We start from the raw sequence: 17,689 nt of genomic DNA, 5'->3' as shown, positions 1-17,689 counted from the left end.
TGCGCCGCACCCTAGTTGGGGCTTCGGCGGGCGTCATCCAGATGGCCGAGCCGTCACTCGATCGAATGGCTTTGGGTAAAGGTGGTGCCGGTGGCGCGGCCGTTCGCTTGACTTCGCGGCCGCGCCCGTACTCCCGTTCCGGGTCAGGCCCCGGCGGCCTTGAGCGCGATGTCCGTACGGTGCTGGGAACCGTCAAGGCGGATGCGGCCGACTGCCGCGTAGGCGCGCTCGCGGGCCTGGGCCAGGTCCGAACCGGTGGCGGTGACGGACAGGACCCGGCCGCCGGCGCTCACGACCGCGTCGCCGGCCCGCTTGGTGCCGGCGTGGAGCACGTACGCGTGCGGCGCGTCCTGCTCGGCGATCTCGGCGAGGCCCTCGATGGGGTCGCCGGTGCGCGGGGTGTCCGGGTAGTTGTGCGAGGCGACGACCACGGTGACGGCGGCGTCGTCGCGCCAGGCCAGCGGGGCCTGGTCGGCGAGGGTGCCGTCGGCCGCGTGCAGCAGGACGCCCGCGAGCGGGGTCCTGAGGCGGGCCAGCACGACCTGCGTCTCGGGGTCGCCGAAGCGGGCGTTGAACTCGATGACCCGCACGCCGCGGCTGGTGATCGCCAGACCGGCGTACAGCAGACCGGAGAAGGGGGTGCCACGGCGGCGCAGCTCGTCGACGGTCGGCTGGAGGACGGTCTCCAGGACCTCGTCGACCAGCTTCGGGTCGGCCCACGGCAGCGGCGAGTAGGCGCCCATGCCGCCGGTGTTGGGGCCCTCGTCGCCGTCGAGCGCGCGCTTGAAGTCCTGCGCGGGCTGGAGCGGGAGGACGGTGACGCCGTCGGTGATCGCGAAGAGGGAGACCTCGGGGCCGTCCAGGTACTCCTCGATGACCACGCGGTCGCAGGCGAGCGCGTGGGCGCGGGCCTGCTCGACGTCCTCGGTGACGACGACGCCCTTGCCGGCGGCGAGGCCGTCGTCCTTGACGACGTACGGGGCGCCGAAGGCGTCGAGCGCCTCGTCGATCTCGGCGGGGGTGGTGCAGACGTAGCTGCGGGCGGTCGGCACGCCGGCGCCGGCCATGACGTCCTTGGCGAACGCCTTGGAGCCCTCGAGCAGCGCCGCCTCCTGGGAGGGGCCGAAGACCGGGATGCCGACGGCGCGGACGGCGTCGGCGACACCGGCGACGAGCGGGGCCTCCGGGCCGACGACGACCAGCTCGGCGCCGAGCCGGGTGGCGAGCGCGGCGACCGCGCCCCCGTCCAGCTGGTCGACGGGGTGCAGCTCGGCGACCTCGGCGATTCCGGCGTTGCCGGGCGCGCAGTGCAGAGCGGTGACGTCGGGATCGAGGGAGAGAGAGCGGCACAGGGCGTGTTCGCGGGCGCCGCCGCCGATGACGAGGACCTTCACGCCAGCCAGGGTAGCCCGCCGGCCGGGAAGCTCCTTGTGCGGGCCACCGAGCGAGACGGCCCTAGTCGTTCGTGTATTCCTCCACAACGGTGGCGCCGAGCTCGCGCACGATCAGCTCGTGCCCGGAGAGCGCCGACTCCACGAGGTCCGGATCGTCCTCCTCCGGCACGTCGTCCTCGGGCGCCACGGGCTGCGGACGGTGCTGTACGGGAGCGGGTGCGGGCGCGGGAGCCTGCGCGGGGGCGGGAGCGGAGGCGTGGGGGGCGGCGTGCGGTGAGGTGTGGGCGCCGGGTGGGGCGGCCTGCGCGGGAGCGGGTGCGGGGGCCTGGGCAGGGGTGGGGGCGGGCGGGGCGGAGGGGCGGCCGCCGCCGAAGCCACCGCCGCTGTTGCCACCGCTGTTGCCGCCGCCGAAGCCACCGCCGCCCGGGCTGCCTCCGGAGAAGTTCCCCGCGCCGGGCGGGGGCGCGGAGCCGCCGGAGGGGTCGATGATCGCCTCGACCTTCCAGTGCACGTTGAACTGCTCGGCGAGCGCCGCCTTGAGGACGTCCTCGCTGCCGCTGCTCGCGAAGTTGTCCCGCGCGCCGGCGTTGAGGAAGCCGAGCTGGAGGGTGGTGCCGTCGAAGCCGGCCACCTGCGCGTTCTGACTCAGCAGGATCCAGGTGAAGCGGCGCCGGTTCTTGACCGCTTCGAGGATGGACGGCCACATGTTCCGCACCTGGGCGGCGCCGGCCGCCATGTCCCCGGCGGGAGCCTGCGCGGCGGGCTGCGCCTGAGGCTGTGCCTGTACGGGGGCGGGCGCGGCGGGCGTCTGGGGCGCGGCGGTCGGCCAGCCCCCGGGACGCGCGGCCCCGGGCCAGGCGCCGGGCCGCGCGGCCTCCGGCTGTGCCTGTACGGGGGCGGGCGCGGGCGCGGGGGCGGGCGCGGGCGCGGCCTGCGGCGGGGGCGGCGGGGCGATCGGCGTGTGGGCCTCGGGCCCGGGGACGTACCCCATCGGCGGTCCGGCGGGCGGGGCGGGCGTGAAGACGGCGGCGGCCGCGGGCGGCGCGGCGGCGGCGCCGCGCTCCAGCCGGTCGAGGCGGGCGAGCAGCGACCGCTCGTCGTCGAAGGCGGCGGGCAGCAGCACGCGCGCGCAGATCAGCTCAAGCTGGAGGCGCGGCGAGGTGGCCCCGCGCATCTCGGTCAGCCCCTCGTTGACGAGGTCGGCGGCGCGGCTCAGCTCGGCGGCGCCGAACACGGACGCCTGCGCCTGCATCCGCTCCACGACGTCGGCGGGCGCGTCGATGAGCCCCTTCTCCGCGGCGTCGGGCACGGCGGCCAGGATCACGAGGTCGCGCAGCCGCTCCAGCAGGTCGGTGACGAACCGCCGGGGGTCGTTCCCGCCCTCGATGACCCGGTCGACGACCTCGAAGGCGGCGGCGCCGTCGCCCGAGGCGAAGGCGTCCACGACGGAGTCGAGCAGGGAGCCGTCCGTATAACCGAGGAGGGAGGTCGCCATGGCATACGTCACACCGTCCTCGCCGGCGCCGGCGAGGAGCTGGTCCATGACGGACATCGAGTCACGGACGGATCCGGCACCGGCGCGCACGACGAGCGGCAGCACGCCGTCCTCGACCGGGGCGCCCTCGCGCCCGCAGACCTCGCCGAGGTACTCGCGCAGGGTGCCGGGCGGGACGAGCCGGAAGGGGTAGTGGTGGGTCCGCGACCGGATGGTCCCGATGACCTTCTCGGGCTCGGTCGTGGCGAAGATGAACTTGAGGTGCTCCGGCGGCTCCTCGACCACCTTCAGCAGGGCGTTGAAGCCCGCCGAGGTGACCATGTGCGCCTCGTCGATGATGTAGATCTTGTACCGGCTGGAGGCGGGCCCGAAGAACGCCTTCTCCCTCAGGTCACGGGCGTCGTCCACACCACCGTGCGAGGCGGCGTCGATCTCGATGACGTCGATCGACCCCGGCCCGTTACGCGCGAGGTCCCGGCAGGACTGGCACTCCCCGCAGGGCGTGGGCGTCGGCCCCTGCTCACAGTTCAGACACCGCGCCAGGATCCGCGCGCTGGTCGTCTTGCCACACCCGCGCGGCCCGCTGAACAGGTACGCGTGATTGACCCGGTTGTTCCGCAGGGCCTGCTGCAACGGGTCGGTGACATGCTCCTGCCCGATGACCTCGGCGAAGGACTCGGGGCGGTAGCGGCGGTACAGCGCGAGAGACGACACGTATACGAGGTTATAGGCGCGCACCGACAACCCGGGAAAACCGCCGACCCCCCGGCCCAGCCCCCGGAAACGCAAGCGCCCCCCACGCACCCGCCAGAGCCGACCTACCCTTGCTGCCTTCCGGCCCTGGGGGAGTTCAGTCAGATAGCGCCACGTGAGGGGCTCCGCCCAGCCTACCCGATCCAAACCCCATCCCCGAACCACCTCCCGCCCCCCTTCCCGACCCCACCCCCCACCCCAGCGATCACGTTCGCGAGCACCCTCCACAGTCATGTAATGTTCTTCCCGGAGGATTCGCCTAGTGGCCTAGGGCGCACGCTTGGAAAGCGTGTTGGGGGCAACCCCTCACGAGTTCGAATCTCGTATCCTCCGCAGCCGCCTGAAAAGGCGAAACGAAGACCCCGGACCGCTTCAGCGGCCGGGGTCTTCGGCATGCTCTGCTCTCGGTTTCGGGGCGCCTTACGGCCTGGTTCCGTCGTGGCGCGGGTAGTCCGTGTAGCCGTTGGTGTCTCCGCCGTAGAAGGTTTTCGGGTCCGGGGGCGCCAGGGGCAGGTCGTCGCGCATCCGCTCTACGAGGTCGGGGTTGGAGATGAACGGCCTGCCGAAGACGGCGAGATCGACGAGGTCGGAGGCGATGAGCTCTTCCGCCCGTGTCCGGTCCAGTCCGCCGGCCAGGAGGATCGTTCCGTCGTAGGCGGCCCGGAACGTCTTGAGGAAGGTCTCGGGGATGTTCGGCACGCCGCCCAGACGGAGGTCGCTGAGGTGCACGTAGGCGGGCCGGCGCCGGGCTAGCTCCGGGGCCAGGTACGCGTACATGGCCTCGGCCTGGTCGTCCGCGGGCAGGTCATTGGCCTGAGTGAACGGCGAAAGCCGTACGCCGACCCGGTCCGCGCCGATCCTGTCGGTCAGGGCGTCGAGGGTTTCCAGGAGGAAGCGGGCGCGGTTCTCGACGGATCCGCCGTACCGGTCGGTGCGGTCGTTGAGGTGGGGGTTGAGGAACTGTTCGAGGTGGAAGCCGTGTGCGCCGTGGAGTTCGACTCCGTCGAAGCCGGCCTGGACGGCGCGTGCCCCCGCCTCGGCGAAGTCGGCCACCACGCGCGGGATCTCGTCCGTCCGCAGGGCCCGGGGCACGCTCGCCTCGACGAATCCGACGTCCTTGATCCAGGCACTGGCCCGGGCCTGGAGGGTGCTCGGCCCCACCGGTGCCGCTCCGGCGGGCTGGAGGGAGGTGTGCGATACGCGTCCCACATGCCACAGCTGCGCGAAGATACGCCCGCCCGCGCCGTGCACCGCCTCGGTGACCCCCGCCCAGCCCGCCGTCTGCCGGTCCGTCCAGAGGCCCGGCACGTCCGCGTACCCCTGGGCCTCGGGTGAGACGAAGACGCCCTCCGTGATGATCAGCCCCGCACCGGCCCGCTGGCGGTAGTACTCGGCGGTGTCGGGGCCAGGGACGAGGTCGGGGCGGCGAGCCCGGGTCATCGGCGCCATCACGACACGGCTGGTGAGGGTGAGGGAGCCGAGCGGGTACGGGTCGAAGAGGTTCTTCACGGGTGTCATTCCTGTTCGAGGTGAACGCCGTCACGCGGACGAGGGGGTGCGCGGGAGGGGAAGAGACGAGGAGAGACGGAAGGGTCTGCCTGCTCACGCCTCCGGGGCGCCGCCCTGCGCTTCGACGGCCACGTCCTGCCAGTCGGCCCAGGTCTTGAGGCGGTCGGCGTAGACCTGCGGAAGCATCTCGTTGCCCTGAGTGCCGAAGAAGACCCGCAGCGGCGGGTTGTCGGAGTCGACGACCTTCAGCATCGCGGCGCCCGCGGCGGCGGGACTGCCGAGGTCGAGCGTCTGCATGAAGGCGCCGAGCGCGTCGCGAGCACCGTCGTACGCCGGGATCGGGTCGGCGGAGACGGCGGAGGAGCCGCCCCAGTCGGTGGCGTAGGCGCCGGGTTCCACCAGCGTGACCTTGATCCCGAGACCGGAGACTTCCTGGGCCAGGGACTCGCTCAGCCCCTCCAGAGCCCACTTCGAGGCGTGGTAGCCGCCCACCAGCGGCCAGGAGGCGACTCCGCCGGTGGAGGAGATCTGCACGATGTGGCCGCTCCCCTGCTCGCGCAGGTACGGCAGGGCTGCCTGGGTGACCCACAGGGCGCCGAAGAGGTTGGTCTCCAGCTGGTCGCGCAGGGCCTGTTCGGTCAGCTCCTCGACCGCCCCGAAGAGGCCGTATCCGGCGTTGTTCACGATCACGTCGAGGCGGCCGAAATGCTCCTTGGCCCGCGTGACGGTCTCGTTCACCGCGGCCTTGTCGGTCACGTCCAGGTCGAGTGCGAGTACGGCGTCGCCGTACGCGGCGACCAGGTCCGAGAGGGTTTCGGCGTTACGGGCCGTAGCCGCCACCTTGTCCCCGCGGGACAGGGCCGCCTCGACGAACTGGCGGCCGAAGCCGCGGGAGGAACCGGTGACGAACCAGATCTTGCTCATGTCGTTCTCCGCGATCGAAGTCGTTCAAGTCGTTCGGTGGGCGGGGAGGCGTCCGGCGCCTCCTCGTGACATTGACTCTAGGAGCGGGCGACAGGGCATCCAATGACAGGAACTCTCGAAGAACTTGCCTGATCGTCTCAGAATGCTTGAGAAAGAGTGGGGTACGGTTCGGTCCATGGATGTACTGGGGGATGTGCTGGCGACCACCGGGTTCAAAGGGGTGCTGCTCGCTCAGCTCCGCGGACGCGGTACGGGCTGGGGCTGCGGCCTCGATCAGCTCGATACGGCCGGATTCCATCTGATCGCGGAGGGGACCTGCTGGCTGCGCGTCGCCGGGCAGCCACCGCAGCAGTTGATGCCCGGGGACGTCGTCCTCCTGCCACACGGCGCACCCCATCACCTGGCCGGCAGCCCGGAGGAGGCCGCCGTCCCGTACGCGGAGCTGGAAGCCGCGCACCCGGTGGGGCGTGACGGCATCATGGACCTCGGCGGTGACGGCCCCGTCGTCCGTGTCGTCTGCGGCAAGTTCGCGTACGACGGCGACGCCTCGCAGCATCCGGTCCTGTCCGCCCTGCCCCCGGTGATCCATGTCCCGGGCATGAGCTCGGACCTCGAACTCCAGGGTGTCGTCCGGCTTCTGGCCGCCGAGACCACACGCGAGCGGCCCGGCGCGCGGGCCGTCGCGGCCCGCCTGACCGACGTGCTGTTCGTCCAGGTCATCCGTGCCTGGCTCGACACCGCGGGCACCGACTCGCAGTCCCCGCCGCGGTCCTGGCTGATGGCCCTGCGTGACCCGCGCATCGGCGCCGCCCTCGCCCTCATCCATGAGGCGCCCCGGCAGCCCTGGACGGTGGAGAGCCTCGCGCGCGACGTGTCGATGTCCCGCCCGGCCTTCGCCCGGCAGTTCAAGGAGCTGGTCGGGGTCTCACCGCTGGCCTATCTCTCCCGTGTACGGATGGCCCTCGCCGCCCGTCTGCTCCGCGACACCGATCAGCTGGTCTCCGACATCGGCGAAGCGGTCGGCTACACCTCGGAGTTCGCCTTCTCCCGAGCCTTCACCCGCGAACGCGGCCTGCCTCCCGGCCGCTACCGACGCACCTCTCTCGCACAGCACGCGGGAGCGTGACCCGGCTCGCGGAGCCAGTACGCCTCCACTGACGATGTCGCCCGCGACCCATCCCCCCTCCGACCTGCCCTTTCCTGCCGCGGGCCGTCAGCGAAGAGATTCTTTTTCGACGTTCCGTTCACCGGATCGGGGGGTCATCAGACGGATTTACGTTCCTGCACCAACCAGTCCGTAGCGAAGCAGATACTTTCTGTGACGACCAGTCGGCTCTATCCATCAGGGGTAGCTCATGGGCAAGTTGAGGAAGTCGGCGACGGCAGCGATCGTCGCGGGGCTGTTCTTCGGAGGGGCGGGGGTGGCGGTGGCGGACTCGTGGCACGCACTGAAGATGCGCTCGACCGGCGTCTTCTTCACGGGCAGCTACAAGTGGGAACCGAAGTTCGTGCATCACGGCGGGTTCCATGTCAACGGGAAGCTGAGGGACACCGACCCCGACGACGGGCACAACGTCTACCTCCGCGCGAGGGTCGAAGCCTACGGCTGGACGCGGGTCAAGGGCGTCCAGAAGAAGACGGTCCACGTCGACCACGTGTTCTTCGACGGCGCGATGCTCCGGACGGGTCAGGCGCGGATCCAGGCGTGCCGGGACCGTGGCTCTCTGCGGCCGGACAACTGCTCGAAGCTCCGAGAGTTCCTTCGCTGACCTCGACACCCCAGGGGAGCCGCGCACAGCGGCTCCCCTTTTTTTCAGGGAGCCCCAGCATCATGGATGTCATCCTCCGCGCCGAGCGTGTGGACTTCTTCTACGGTGAGCAACAGGCGGTCAGCAGCGCCGACTTCCAGCTCGCGCGCGGCGAAGTGGCCGCGATCATGGGGAGCAGCGGCTCCGGCAAGTCCTCCCTGCTGTACTGCCTCGCCGGTGTGCTGCCGCCGGCCGGCGGCACGGTGACCTTCGACGGCGTGGCGCTGTCGTCCCTGCCCGACGCCGAGTTGAGCGCCTTACGCCGGGAACGGATCGGCTTCGTCTTCCAGTACGGGGAGCTGCTCGACGAGTTGACCGTCGAGGAGAACGCCGCACTGCCCCTGCGTCTGGCGGGAGTGGCCAAGGACCGGGCCCACGCGGCGGCGGCGGGTGTACTCGGACGGCTGGGCATGGGGGACCTTCTCCGCCGGAGGGCGTCGAAACTGTCGGGCGGACAGCGACAGCGCATCGCCGTCGCGCGGGCACTGGTCCACCAGCCGGACGTGGTGTTCGCGGACGAGCCGACCGGAGCGCTCGACAGTGCCAACGCCGCGGCGGTCCTGGAGGAGTTCCTGCGGCTCGCGCGAGAGCTCGACACCGCGGTGGTCGTCGTCACGCACGACCCGGAGGTCGCCGCTCATGCCGACACCCAATACGTGATGGTGGACGGTGTGCTCGCCCAGCGGGTGGCGGTGTGAGCCCCTTCCTTCTCGGGCTGCGCCTGCTGTGGGGCAGCGGGCGCAGGGGGCGTACGCGCTTCCTGCTGATGGCCTTCGGGTCCGGGCTGGGGGTGGCCTGCCTCGCGGCGGTGCTGACCATCCCCACGATCCTCGCGACACACGACGCCCGGACCTCGGCGCGGTACCCGGTCCCCACGAAGCACAGCGACGTCGCGTACCAGAAGTTCCTCGATCCGTACGGCTCAAGGCCGCTCCGACGGATCTTCCTCGCTCGCACGGGAGCGGGTCCCGTCCCCCGTCCGCCAGGGGTCTCGACGGTCCCCGGCCCCGGCGAGGCCGTCGTCTCTCCGGCCCTTCGTGATGTCCTCGCCGCGAATCCCGGTGTCTCGGGTCTCGTCCCCGGCCGGGTGACGGGCACCATCGGGGCCGAAGGTCTCGGCGGCCCGGACGAGCTGTACGCCTACGTCGGCACCACCCCCGACAGGCTGACCGCCCCCCACGCGCTCGCCGGCTTCGGGGACGGCCGGGTGCACGACGAGGTCATCGACGCGGAGACGCTGGACATCCTCCGGTTCACGCTCGGGTGCATCGTCCTCCTCCCGCTCGCCGTCTTCCTCTCCGTCTGCGCGCGCCTCTCAGGGGAATCCCGGGCCCGGCGGCTGGCGGCGCTGCGGTTGGTAGGTCTCAGCATCAAAGGCACAGTGCGGGTCAACGCCGGGGAGAGCGTCGCGGCGGCGTTCCTCGGGGCGGTGCTCGGACTGGCCGGGTACCTCGGCGTCAACGAGGTCATGGCGCGGGTCGGGCTCCCCGGGCTGCGGTGGTACCCGTCGGACGGGCGGCCCGAGTGGTCGACCGTCGCGGTGTGCCTGGTGGGGTGCCCCGCGCTCGCGTGGGTCGTCGGGCTGTACGGCTCCCGGCGGGCCGCGCTCTCACCGATCTCGGTGCGCCGGACAGCGGAACGCAAACCGCCGAGGAGGTTCGGGGCGCTGCTGCTGGTTCCGGGGATGGGGGTGATCGGCGGCTACTGCGCGATGAGCGTGATGGGGCGGGATCCGTCCGGGGGGTCCGCCAGTTCCACTCTCGTTCCGTGCGCCGTGCTGCTGACCGGTGCCGGGCTCGTCCTCGGGCTGCCGCCCGTCACCGCGTGGCTCGCGCGACGGCTCGCGCATGCCTCCTCATCCGTTCCGCTGACGCTGGCGATGCGGCGCATGGAGGTGGATCCGGGCTCCTCACTGCGGGTGGTCACCGGGCTCGTCCTGCTGGTGTTCGGGGCTTCGCTCACGCAGGGCGTGCTCATCGAACTGGACCAGGTCAGCCGGCGTACGGCCCCGATTCAGGAGTACCAGATCCAGCTCAGCGAGCTCAGCCCCGGGCAGCGGCGGGAACTCGAGCGACTGCCGGACGTGCGGGCCCACTTGACCTCGTACGGTTCGTGGTCTCCCCCCGGCAGGCCCATGAGCACGGGGCTCGACATGGTCGTCGGCACCTGCGAGCAGGTGGCCGCGACCGCGATGTCGCTGCGGGGGTGTGCTGACGGCAACGTCATGCGGCTCCGCGGGCCCCTTCCTCCGTCCGAGGACGACGCGAAGCCTGGGGACGGGTTTCCGTTTGCTCTTCGGGATGGGCGGACGGTCGTGGTCGGCGTGCCGGAGGCCAGCGCGGAGGTGCGGGCGTACCAGCCTTCCGTTCTTCAGGCCGACAGTTTGCTCGTGCCGCCTTCGATGGCGCCGGTGGGGCTGGCGGCCGGGGCGGGGAGTCTGACGTTGGTGTCGGGGGCGGACCCGGGGACCGTGCGGGCGGTGCTCGACGAGATCGGGGCGGTGGCTCCGACCGTGGAGGTCGATGCGGTGGGGATCGTCGTCGAGGCGCTGGCCCAGCTGACCGTCGTCAGGAGCCTGCTGGTGGTGGGGATGGTGTTGGGGTTGGTGGTGGGGGTGGCGGCGTTTGTGGTTTCTGTGGCTGATCGGGCTTTGGAGCGGCGGGGGCAGGTGGCTGCTCTGGGGTTGTTGGGGGCTCGGGCGGGGACGTTGCGGGGGGTGCAGGTGGTGCAGGTGGTGGTGCCGTTGGGGGTGGGGCTGGGTGGGGCCGTGGTGACCGGGTGGCTGGCGGAGGCCAGTTATCTGATCACCGGGGGCGGGGCCGTGCACTGGGACTGGGAGGGGCTGCCGGTGCTGGTGGGGAGTGCGGTGGGGGTGCTGGTGGTGGCGGGGGTCGCCTCCGTGCCGATGGTGCGGCGGCATGTGGATCCGGAGCACATCCGGCGGGATTGAGGGATTGAGCCGGGAGCGATGAGTTTCGGGGGGACGCGGAGTCGTTGTGTGCGTACCGTTCGCGCGTCGTTCCGGAGGTCATCGTGTCTGCTCCCGCCCCCAAGGGTCCCGCCAGTTACTTTCCCGCCATCGAGGCGAAGTACGGGCGGCCCGTGTCCGAGTGGTTCGAGGTGATCCGGTCCTCGCCGCTCGCCAAGCACATGGAGCTCGTCGGCTGGCTGAAGAGCGAGTACGGGCTCGGGCACGGGCACGCCAACGCGCTCGTGGCGGCCGTCCGGGCCGAGGACGGCCGGTAGCGGTGGCGATGGTGGTCGCGGTCAGGCGAACTGGCCCGGGACGTAGTCGCCGGCCGGCTGCCGGGACATGACGTTGAGCCGGTTGAAGGCGTTGATGAGGGCGACGAGGGAGACCAGCGCGGCGAGCTGCTCCTCGTTGTAGTGCTTGGCGGCGTTCTCCCAGGCCGCGTCGGTGATGCCGGTGTGGTTGTCGGCGAGGCGGGTGCCCTGCTCCGTGAGCTCCAGGGCCGCGCGCTCCGCCTCCGTGTAGACGGTGGCCTCGCGCCAGGCGGCGACCAGGTTGAGGCGGAGGGCGGTCTCGCCGGCCGCGGCGGCGTCCTTGGTGTGCATGTCGAGGCAGAAGCCGCAGCCGTTGATCTGGCTCGCGCGGATCTTCACCAGTTCCTGGGTGCTGTGCGGGAGGACCGCGTCCGGGATGCCGAAGCCGGCCGAGGCGAGGTGCTTGACGACCTTGGCGGCGATGGGGCTGGCGAAGAGGTTGAGGCGGGCGTCCATGGGGTCCTCCGTGGAGTGGGGTGGGTGTCTTCTCTTTGCGCTTTCATTGGGTTGACGGAGGGCGGGGCGGGGTTGTGACAGGGGTGGGGCGGGGATGGGTGTGAGCTACGTCACTCGGAGGTGGGTGCGTGAGGGTGTGGCCCTGTCGCTGCGCGACTGGGGCGGGGACGGGGCCGGTGTGTTGTTGCTGCACGGGCTCGCCGGGCACTGCGGGGAGTGGGACGGGCTCGCGGCGCGGCTGAGCGCCGACGGGTACCGGGTGCTCGCGCTGGACCAGCGGGGGCACGGGGAGAGTGAGCGGAGGCCGGAGGACGTAACCCGCGCGGCCTATGTAGAGGACGCGCTCGGGGTCGTCGAGGAGTTCGGGGGCGGCGGGCGGCGGCCCTTCGTCCTCGTCGGGCAGTCCTACGGCGGGCACGCCGCACTGCTCGCCGCCGCCCGGCGCCATCCCCGGGTCGCCGGGGCGGTGCTCGTCGAGGCCGGGCCCGCGGGATCCACGCCGGAGGACGTGGCGCAGGTCGTCGGGTGGTTGGAGGGGTGGCCGGTGCCGTTCGCGAGCCGGGAGGCGGCCGTCGCGTACTTCGGGGGCGGGGCCGTCGGCGAGGGCTGGGCCTCCGGGCTGGAGCAGCGGGGCAGTGGCTGGTGGCCGCGCTTCAACGCCCCGGTGCTGGCCGCCTCTCTCCGCGAGAACGCCGTCCGTTCCTGGTGGGAGGAGTGGGACGCCATCGACGTACCCCTGCTCGCGGTCCTCGGCGAGAAGGGAATCATCGATGCGGAACAGTGGGACGGCATGGCCCGACGCCAGCCCGGTCTGCTGCACGGAGTCTCCCTGCCGGCCGCCGGACACGACGTACACCTGGAGCGGCCTGAGCAGGTGTACGGGGCGGTGGCAGCGTTCCTGCGGGAGGTCGTGGGTGGTGGGCGGGGGTAGGACCGTCGGGGGTGGGCGGTAGGCGCGTCGCCGGTCGGGGCCGCGACCGGGTAGGGCGCTCACCGACCGGGGCCGCGTCGGGCGGGGCAGCCGGGCAGGGCCGTCGCAGGCCGGGCCGTCACCAGTGGGGCCGTCGTCGGCCGGGCGTTAGTGGTAGGGGCGTCTCCGGCCAGGCGCCGTCAGTCGGAGCCGCCAACCCGGCCGCCGCCGGTAGGCGCCGCCGCCGATCGCGGCCGTCGCCGGTAGGGCGTCGCTGGTCGGTGCCGTCGTCGGTAGGGAGCTCACCGGCCGGAGCCACCCCGGCCAGAGCCGCGGCCGGTAGAGCCCTCACCGGCCGGGGCCGTCGTCGGTACGGCGCACACCGGTCGGGGCCGCAGGTTGGGGCCGTCCACCAGTCGGGTCCGCCTCCAGCCGAAGCCACGGCCGGTAGAGCCTTCACCAGTCGGGGCCCCGACGGTCGCGGCCGTCAGCGGCCGGGGCGTCGCTGGCAGGGCGTTCGCCGGTCGGGCCGCCGCCAGTCACGGCCGTCACGGATAGGGCGGTGCCGTCACCCGTAGCCGTCACCGGGCAGGACCGCTGCGGTCAGGCCGCCGATCGGCCGCCGGGCGGGGCCGGTCGCCAGCCGTAGCCGTCGCCGGTAGGGCGTCGCCACCATTAGCCGCCGACGGTCCGGACCGTCTGTGCCTGGGCGCCGCCGGGCGGGACGGTTGCCAGTAGCCGCCATCGGCCAGGACCGCCGCCTGGCCAGGGCGCAGCCGGCAGGAGGCGTCGCCCGGGTCCGAACTCATGGGGCCTCGGTCGTTCTGGGGCCGCGGACGGGGGAGCAGCTGGACGGGCTGCTGAAGGGCGCCTCGCTCGTGCTCGGCGACGACGTGCTCGATCGCATCGACGCGATCGTGCCGCCGAGGACCGATCGCTATCGGGCCGACGGCGTCTGGCGGCCGCCTTCGCTCACCGAACCAGCGCTGCGGCGACGGCCGTTGGGTGAGCGGGCCGCCGTCGACTCGTGAGGAACGCGGGGCGGCCTGTCATGGCGTGAACTGTTCCGTGCCGACCACTGCCAGTAGGGCCAGGCGGTCGGCTGTGTCTGTGCCGGGGGGTGGGGTGAGGAAGACGAGGCGTTGTTCGCCTTCTGGGGCCAGCAGGACCTGGCAGTCCAGGTCTACCGGGCCGATCAGGGGGTGTTCTACGCGCATGCGGCTGTGGCGGCGGACGGCCACCTCGTGTTCGGACCAGAGGGAGGCGAACTCCTCGCTGGCTTCGCGGAGTCGTTCCGCCAGGCGGGTCGAGGCCGGGTCGCCGCCCCGGCGGCCGTACGCGGCGCGCAGGTCGGCGACGTGGAGGCGGCTGTAGTACGCGTGCTCCTCCGGCGGGTACGCCGTACGGGCGGCGGGGTCGGCGAACCAGCGCCAGACCACGTTCCGGCCGTGCTCCGAGACCGTGCAGACGCCGCCGAGGAGGGCCCGGGCCGGGGCGTTCTGGGCGAGGACGTCGCCGAGGTCGCTCAGGACCTGCGCCGGCGTCGTCGGGAGCTGGTCCAGGAGGTGCAGGAGGCCGGGGGCCACGTGGTCGCCCGCCACGGCGCCGGCCGGCGGGCGGTGGCCGGCCAGCAGGTGGAGGTGGTCGCGCTCGTCGGCGTCCAGGCGCAGCGCGCGGGCGAGGGCGGCGAGCATCGGCGGCGAGGGCTGCGGGCCGCGCGCCTGCTCCAGGCGGATGTAGTAGTCCGCCGACATGCCCGCGAGCTGCGCGACCTCCTCGCGGCGCAGGCCCGGGGTGCGGCGGCGCGGACCCGCCGGGAGGCCCACGTCCTTCGGGGCGACCCCCTCGCGGCGGCGGCGCAGGAAGTCGGCGAGTTCTCGGCGGTCGATCGTCGTGGCCATGATGATCATCCTGCCTGAGGGGCGAGGGGCCCAGCCAGGGACCGGCGATCCCAGGGTGAGGAGGGCTCTCCCGGGGGTTTCCGTGCGCGGGCATCGTCAGTGGTGTCAGCCGGATCGACCGGCCGAGACCCACAGTGGGAGCAACCGTTATGACGACCCTCGCCATCGCCGACACCGCCGTCACCAGCTCGACCGTCACCGTCGGCACCGCCCTCGTCCGGTACGACGTCCACGCCGCCTCGGTCTCCTCCTCCCGTCGTCCCCTGCTGCTCGTGCACGGCACCGGTTCCGGCGGCGCCGTCATCAACTGGGGGCAGACCGCGCCCCGTTTCACCGCCTCCAGGACCGTCATCACCCCTGATCTCTCCGGTGCCGACCGGACCGTCGACGACGGCGGGGCGCTGACCGTCGAGGGGCTCGCCGCCCAGGTGATCGCGGTCGTCGAGGACGCGGGTGCCGGGCCGGTGGATCTGCTCGGGTTCTCGATGGGGGCGCCGGTCGCGGCGGCCGTGGCCGCGCTCCGGCCGGATCTGGTCGGTCGGCTGATCCTGGTGGCCGGTTGGGCCCACACCGACGCCGACGAGTACCTGCGGAACCTGTTCACGCTGTGGGAGCGGCTGGGCGAGCACGACCCGGCGGGCTTCGGGCGGAGCGTGACGATGACGGGGTTCAGCCGGGGCTTCCTCAACGCGATCGGCCGCGAGGGCGTCGAGGCGCTGATCCCCAACATGCCGCCCACGCCCGGCACTCTGCGGCACGTCGCGCTCGACCTGGGCGTGGACGTCCGGGCGCTGCTGCCCTGGATCACCGCCCCGACGCTGGTGGTCGGCTGCTCCCAGGACGCGACCGTGCCGGTGGAGAACAGCCGGGAACTGGCGGCGGCGATCGGCGGCAGCACGTACACGGAGATCGACGCCGGGCACGTGGTCTTCTTCGAGAAGGAGGACGAGTTCGTGAGCACGGTGAACGGCTTCCTGGACGCCTGATCCGAGAGCGGAACGCGAGGGCGGGGAGGCGGCTCAGTGCCGGGCCAGGCCCGGGACGCCCAGTTCCGAGAGGCCGTCGAGGAAGAGGTCCACGCCGACCGCGGCGAGCAGCAGGCCGAGGAGCCGGCCGAAGAGCTCGATGGTGGCGTGGTGGGTGCGGCGCAGCAGCCGGGCCAGGAGGAGGACGCAGAGGAGGTCGAGGGCGATGACGGCCACGTACGCGCCGACGACGGTGGACCGCCAGCCGACCCCTTCGCGGGCGGCGCCCTCGATGAGCACCGCGGTCATGGCGAGCGGGCTGACGACGTACGGCATGAGGAGTTCGCGGAGGCCGCTGACGGTGTCGGGGGCGTCCTGGTGGGGGCCGTCGGAGCCGAGGTGCAGGCCGAGGACGAGGCCGACGGCGTAGAGGAAGAAGATGACGCCGCCCGCGAGCCGGAGCGCGGGGGTGCTGATGTGAAAGACGTCGAGCAGCCACGGGGCCGTGATGCCCGCGACGATGCCGACGAGGACCGCCGCTCCGGAGGAGATCAGGGCGATCGTGCGGAGCTGGCGCATCGGGTGGACCTGGGCGAGGCCGCCGAAGGCGAGGAGCACCTTCGGGGGACCGACGACCGAGAAGAACGTGATGAACGCGGCGGAGAAGGTGAAGGGGTTCACAGCGGACATCATGGGGCGGTCGGGTGATTCGGGACGGATTTCATGATTCCGCCCCGCGCGGTGTCGAGATACGGGGGCCGGTTCCGACCCACCTTCGGGAGAGGTCCACAGGACCTCGGCATCCGACACGCACGACGCGACACCGACGACCGACACGGAGGACGTCATGAAGTACCTGGTGATGGTGCAGGGCTCGCACGCCGACTACGAGGCGATGTCCGGGCGCGGCTCGGCGCACAGCCCGGCCTGGGACAAGAAGTCCCTGACGGCGATGTTCGAGTTCATGAACACGCTCAACAAGGAACTGCTCGCGAGCGGCGAGATGCTCGACGGACAGGGTCTGGCCGACCCGGGCGAGACCCGGCTGGTGTCCGTGGACACCGAGGGCCGCCCGGTGGTGACGGACGGCCCGTACGCCGAGACCAAGGAGGTCCTGGCCGGCTACTGGGTCCTGGAGTGCGCGAGCCTGGACCGGGTGACGGAGATCGCCGCCCGCGTGGCCCACTGCCCGCAGCCGGCGGGCGCCCCCGAGTACCCGGTGGTCATCCGCCGCATCGACGAGGCGGGTCCGACGCAGGACTGACCCGGCGCGGGACTGACCCGCTGCAAGGCCGAGAACGGCTACTTCCCCGGCCCGCTCAGGCGGGCCAGGGTGGTGTCGCGGTCCACGGCGCACGCGTTCGCGCGGTTGTACGGGAGCTTGCCGAGCATCAGGGCCATGCCGCAGGTGTTGGTGAGCGCGGAGAAGACCAGGCCGCCCGCGATGCCGGCGGAGAGCAGCTGGAAGGCCGGGTGGACGAGCAGCCCGAGGGCCAGGCCGATCAGGACCAGCGTGCCCGCGACCAGCCTGACCTGCCGGTCCATCGCCCAGGCGGGCCGGGCGGGGGCGCCGGCCGGGCGGTCAAGGGCGTGGCCCGCGGCGGCCCAGCCGCTGGTGCCGCCCGCGAGGTCCAGGGCGGTGACGCCGTGGGCGGCGAGGCGGTCGCGGGCGGCGGCGGAGCGGCTGCCGGACTGGCAGACGACGAGGAGGTCGCCGCGGCCCGCCGCGGCCTTGAGGGCGGGCAGGGCGCGGCCGAGCGAGTCGAGGGGGACGTTGAGGGCGCCGGGCAGGTGGCCGGAGGCGTACTCGGCGGGGGTACGGACGTCGACGACGGTGAGGGCGTCGAGACGGTCGCGGGCCTCGGCGGGATCGAGTATCAGGGGCGCGGTCATGGCAGGTGTCATCCTTGGTTGTCGAAAGGCCCCCCGTACCTGGGGAGTAAATTACCCCCTGGGGTATCTGCTGGAGGAGTGGCTGTGGAACTCGATCTCGCGGGCGCGGAGCTGAAGGCCGTGCTGAACCGGCTGCGCCGGGCGCAGGGTCAGATCTCCGGCGTGATCCGGATGATCGAGGAGGGGCGCGACTGCGAGGAGGTCGTGACCCAGCTGGCCGCCGCCTCGCGGGCGCTGGACCGGGCCGGGTTCGCGATCATCGCGACGGGGCTCCAGCAGTGCCTGACGGAGATGGAGAACGGGAAGCGGGACGGCGAGGACCCGGACAAGATGCGGGCCCGGCTGGAGAAGCTGTTCCTGTCGCTGGCCTGAGCCTGGCCCCCAGGTCGTGGCCTG

The 17,689-nt window shown here is 72.4% G+C and carries 18 protein-coding genes, 1 tRNA gene and 1 other RNA gene; 11 read left to right on the top strand and 9 right to left on the bottom strand.

Annotation, left to right across the window (positions count from 1 at the left end):
• Positions 1-143: 143 nt before the first annotated feature.
• The 3 genes from purD to ffs all read right to left on the bottom strand — a co-directional run bounded on the left by purD (position 144) and on the right by ffs (position 3,770).
• The gene (gene purD / locus ACFXMG_RS35220; RefSeq protein ID WP_383814021.1) at positions 144-1,394 is read right to left on the bottom strand and encodes a phosphoribosylamine--glycine ligase; all 1,251 of its coding nucleotides are present in this window, start codon (positions 1,392-1,394) and stop codon (positions 144-146) included.
• Between the two features lie 61 nt (positions 1,395-1,455).
• Positions 1,456-3,603, bottom strand: a complete 2,148-nt coding sequence (locus ACFXMG_RS35215) for a DNA polymerase III subunit gamma and tau (protein WP_383814023.1) — start codon at positions 3,601-3,603, stop codon at positions 1,456-1,458.
• 68 nt (positions 3,604-3,671) lie between these two features.
• Positions 3,672-3,770, bottom strand: an RNA gene (gene ffs / locus ACFXMG_RS35210) — signal recognition particle sRNA small type.
• A 120-nt stretch (positions 3,771-3,890) separates the two neighbouring features.
• On the opposite strand from ffs, the gene ACFXMG_RS35205 reads away from it, so the two are divergent.
• Positions 3,891-3,975: transfer RNA gene (locus tag ACFXMG_RS35205), tRNA-Ser, on the top strand.
• Between the two features lie 87 nt (positions 3,976-4,062).
• On the opposite strand, the gene ACFXMG_RS35200 is transcribed toward ACFXMG_RS35205, so the two are convergent.
• Positions 4,063-5,151, bottom strand: coding sequence for an alkene reductase (locus ACFXMG_RS35200; RefSeq protein WP_383814025.1), 1,089 nt, complete (start codon positions 5,149-5,151; stop codon positions 4,063-4,065).
• Between the two features lie 93 nt (positions 5,152-5,244).
• Positions 5,245-6,075 (bottom strand): SDR family NAD(P)-dependent oxidoreductase, encoded by an 831-nt coding sequence (locus ACFXMG_RS35195; RefSeq protein ID WP_383814027.1) that lies wholly within the window; start codon positions 6,073-6,075, stop codon positions 5,245-5,247.
• Positions 6,076-6,250: 175 nt separating this feature from the next.
• Here ACFXMG_RS35195 and ACFXMG_RS35190 point away from each other — a divergent pair, with 175 nt between their 5' ends.
• The 5 genes from ACFXMG_RS35190 (at position 6,251) to ACFXMG_RS35170 (ending at position 11,129) form a co-directional block, all read left to right on the top strand.
• Positions 6,251-7,201 carry a cupin domain-containing protein gene (locus ACFXMG_RS35190; protein ID WP_383814028.1) on the top strand — a complete coding sequence of 317 codons (951 nt, stop codon included), beginning with the start codon at positions 6,251-6,253 and terminating at the stop codon, positions 7,199-7,201.
• A gap of 229 nt (positions 7,202-7,430) precedes the next feature.
• Entirely contained in the window at positions 7,431-7,844 is a 414-nt protein-coding gene (locus tag ACFXMG_RS35185) for a hypothetical protein (protein ID WP_383814030.1), read from the top strand.
• 62 nt (positions 7,845-7,906) lie between these two features.
• Positions 7,907-8,581, top strand: a complete 675-nt coding sequence (locus tag ACFXMG_RS35180; RefSeq protein ID WP_383814032.1) for an ABC transporter ATP-binding protein — start codon at positions 7,907-7,909, stop codon at positions 8,579-8,581.
• Complete coding sequence (locus ACFXMG_RS35175) at positions 8,578-10,833, top strand: ABC transporter permease (RefSeq protein WP_383814034.1); 2,256 nt, start codon at positions 8,578-8,580, stop codon at positions 10,831-10,833. The genes ACFXMG_RS35180 and ACFXMG_RS35175 overlap by 4 nt, the downstream gene beginning before the upstream one ends.
• 83 nt (positions 10,834-10,916) lie before the next feature.
• The gene (locus ACFXMG_RS35170; RefSeq protein ID WP_383814035.1) at positions 10,917-11,129 is read left to right on the top strand and encodes a DUF4287 domain-containing protein; all 213 of its coding nucleotides are present in this window, start codon (positions 10,917-10,919) and stop codon (positions 11,127-11,129) included.
• Between the two features lie 21 nt (positions 11,130-11,150).
• Here ACFXMG_RS35170 and ACFXMG_RS35165 read toward each other — a convergent pair whose 3' ends face one another.
• Positions 11,151-11,624 (bottom strand): carboxymuconolactone decarboxylase family protein, encoded by a 474-nt coding sequence (locus ACFXMG_RS35165; protein ID WP_383814037.1) that lies wholly within the window; start codon positions 11,622-11,624, stop codon positions 11,151-11,153.
• A gap of 124 nt (positions 11,625-11,748) precedes the next feature.
• Between ACFXMG_RS35165 and ACFXMG_RS35160 the strand changes: the two genes are divergently transcribed.
• Together ACFXMG_RS35160 and ACFXMG_RS35155 are read left to right on the top strand one after the other, a co-directional pair.
• Positions 11,749-12,555, top strand: a complete 807-nt coding sequence (locus ACFXMG_RS35160; protein ID WP_383814039.1) for an alpha/beta fold hydrolase — start codon at positions 11,749-11,751, stop codon at positions 12,553-12,555.
• Between the two features lie 857 nt (positions 12,556-13,412).
• Positions 13,413-13,565 (top strand): hypothetical protein, encoded by a 153-nt coding sequence (locus tag ACFXMG_RS35155; RefSeq protein WP_383814041.1) that lies wholly within the window; start codon positions 13,413-13,415, stop codon positions 13,563-13,565.
• Between the two features lie 18 nt (positions 13,566-13,583).
• Here ACFXMG_RS35155 and ACFXMG_RS35150 read toward each other — a convergent pair whose 3' ends face one another.
• On the bottom strand, positions 13,584-14,435 hold the full coding sequence (locus ACFXMG_RS35150; RefSeq protein ID WP_383814043.1) for a helix-turn-helix transcriptional regulator: 852 nt from the start codon (positions 14,433-14,435) through the stop codon (positions 13,584-13,586).
• Between the two features lie 149 nt (positions 14,436-14,584).
• Here ACFXMG_RS35150 and ACFXMG_RS35145 point away from each other — a divergent pair, with 149 nt between their 5' ends.
• Entirely contained in the window at positions 14,585-15,421 is an 837-nt protein-coding gene (locus ACFXMG_RS35145) for an alpha/beta fold hydrolase (protein ID WP_383814044.1), read from the top strand.
• Between the two features lie 33 nt (positions 15,422-15,454).
• Here the strand turns inward: ACFXMG_RS35145 and ACFXMG_RS35140 are convergent, their stop codons facing one another.
• Positions 15,455-16,090, bottom strand: coding sequence for a MarC family protein (locus ACFXMG_RS35140; protein ID WP_384119633.1), 636 nt, complete (start codon positions 16,088-16,090; stop codon positions 15,455-15,457).
• A gap of 157 nt (positions 16,091-16,247) precedes the next feature.
• On the opposite strand from ACFXMG_RS35140, the gene ACFXMG_RS35135 reads away from it, so the two are divergent.
• Positions 16,248-16,664, top strand: a complete 417-nt coding sequence (locus ACFXMG_RS35135; protein ID WP_383814048.1) for a YciI family protein — start codon at positions 16,248-16,250, stop codon at positions 16,662-16,664.
• Positions 16,665-16,702: 38 nt separating this feature from the next.
• Here ACFXMG_RS35135 and ACFXMG_RS35130 read toward each other — a convergent pair whose 3' ends face one another.
• Entirely contained in the window at positions 16,703-17,293 is a 591-nt protein-coding gene (locus ACFXMG_RS35130) for a rhodanese-like domain-containing protein (RefSeq protein WP_383814050.1), read from the bottom strand.
• An 84-nt stretch (positions 17,294-17,377) separates the two neighbouring features.
• Between ACFXMG_RS35130 and ACFXMG_RS35125 the strand changes: the two genes are divergently transcribed.
• Positions 17,378-17,665 carry a metal-sensitive transcriptional regulator gene (locus ACFXMG_RS35125; RefSeq protein ID WP_043224790.1) on the top strand — a complete coding sequence of 96 codons (288 nt, stop codon included), beginning with the start codon at positions 17,378-17,380 and terminating at the stop codon, positions 17,663-17,665.
• The last annotated feature ends 24 nt before the right edge of the window (positions 17,666-17,689 follow it).

This window comes from Streptomyces sp. NPDC059201, from assembly GCF_042754585.1.
GTDB lineage: Bacteria > Actinomycetota > Actinomycetes > Streptomycetales > Streptomycetaceae > Streptomyces.
The sequence above is the reverse complement of the archived record's forward strand: the minus strand, read 5'-3'. Positions and strand labels throughout refer to the sequence as shown.

What these genes read in the sequence shown, in the direction of transcription:
- ACFXMG_RS35165 (WP_383814037.1), bottom strand. Translation starts at nt 11,624, where the DNA reads ATGGACGCCCGCCTCAACCTCTTCGCCAGCCCCATCGCCGCCAAGGTC.
- ACFXMG_RS35140 (WP_384119633.1), bottom strand. Translation starts at nt 16,090, where the DNA reads ATGTCCGCTGTGAACCCCTTCACCTTCTCCGCCGCGTTCATCACGTTC.
- ACFXMG_RS35135 (WP_383814048.1), top strand. Translation starts at nt 16,248, where the DNA reads ATGAAGTACCTGGTGATGGTGCAGGGCTCGCACGCCGACTACGAGGCG.
- ACFXMG_RS35150 (WP_383814043.1), bottom strand. Translation starts at nt 14,435, where the DNA reads ATGGCCACGACGATCGACCGCCGAGAACTCGCCGACTTCCTGCGCCGC.
- ACFXMG_RS35195 (WP_383814027.1), bottom strand. Translation starts at nt 6,075, where the DNA reads ATGAGCAAGATCTGGTTCGTCACCGGTTCCTCCCGCGGCTTCGGCCGC.
- ACFXMG_RS35145 (WP_383814044.1), top strand. Translation starts at nt 14,585, where the DNA reads ATGACGACCCTCGCCATCGCCGACACCGCCGTCACCAGCTCGACCGTC.
- ACFXMG_RS35130 (WP_383814050.1), bottom strand. Translation starts at nt 17,293, where the DNA reads ATGACCGCGCCCCTGATACTCGATCCCGCCGAGGCCCGCGACCGTCTC.
- ACFXMG_RS35190 (WP_383814028.1), top strand. Translation starts at nt 6,251, where the DNA reads ATGGATGTACTGGGGGATGTGCTGGCGACCACCGGGTTCAAAGGGGTG.
- ACFXMG_RS35185 (WP_383814030.1), top strand. Translation starts at nt 7,431, where the DNA reads ATGGGCAAGTTGAGGAAGTCGGCGACGGCAGCGATCGTCGCGGGGCTG.
- ACFXMG_RS35180 (WP_383814032.1), top strand. Translation starts at nt 7,907, where the DNA reads ATGGATGTCATCCTCCGCGCCGAGCGTGTGGACTTCTTCTACGGTGAG.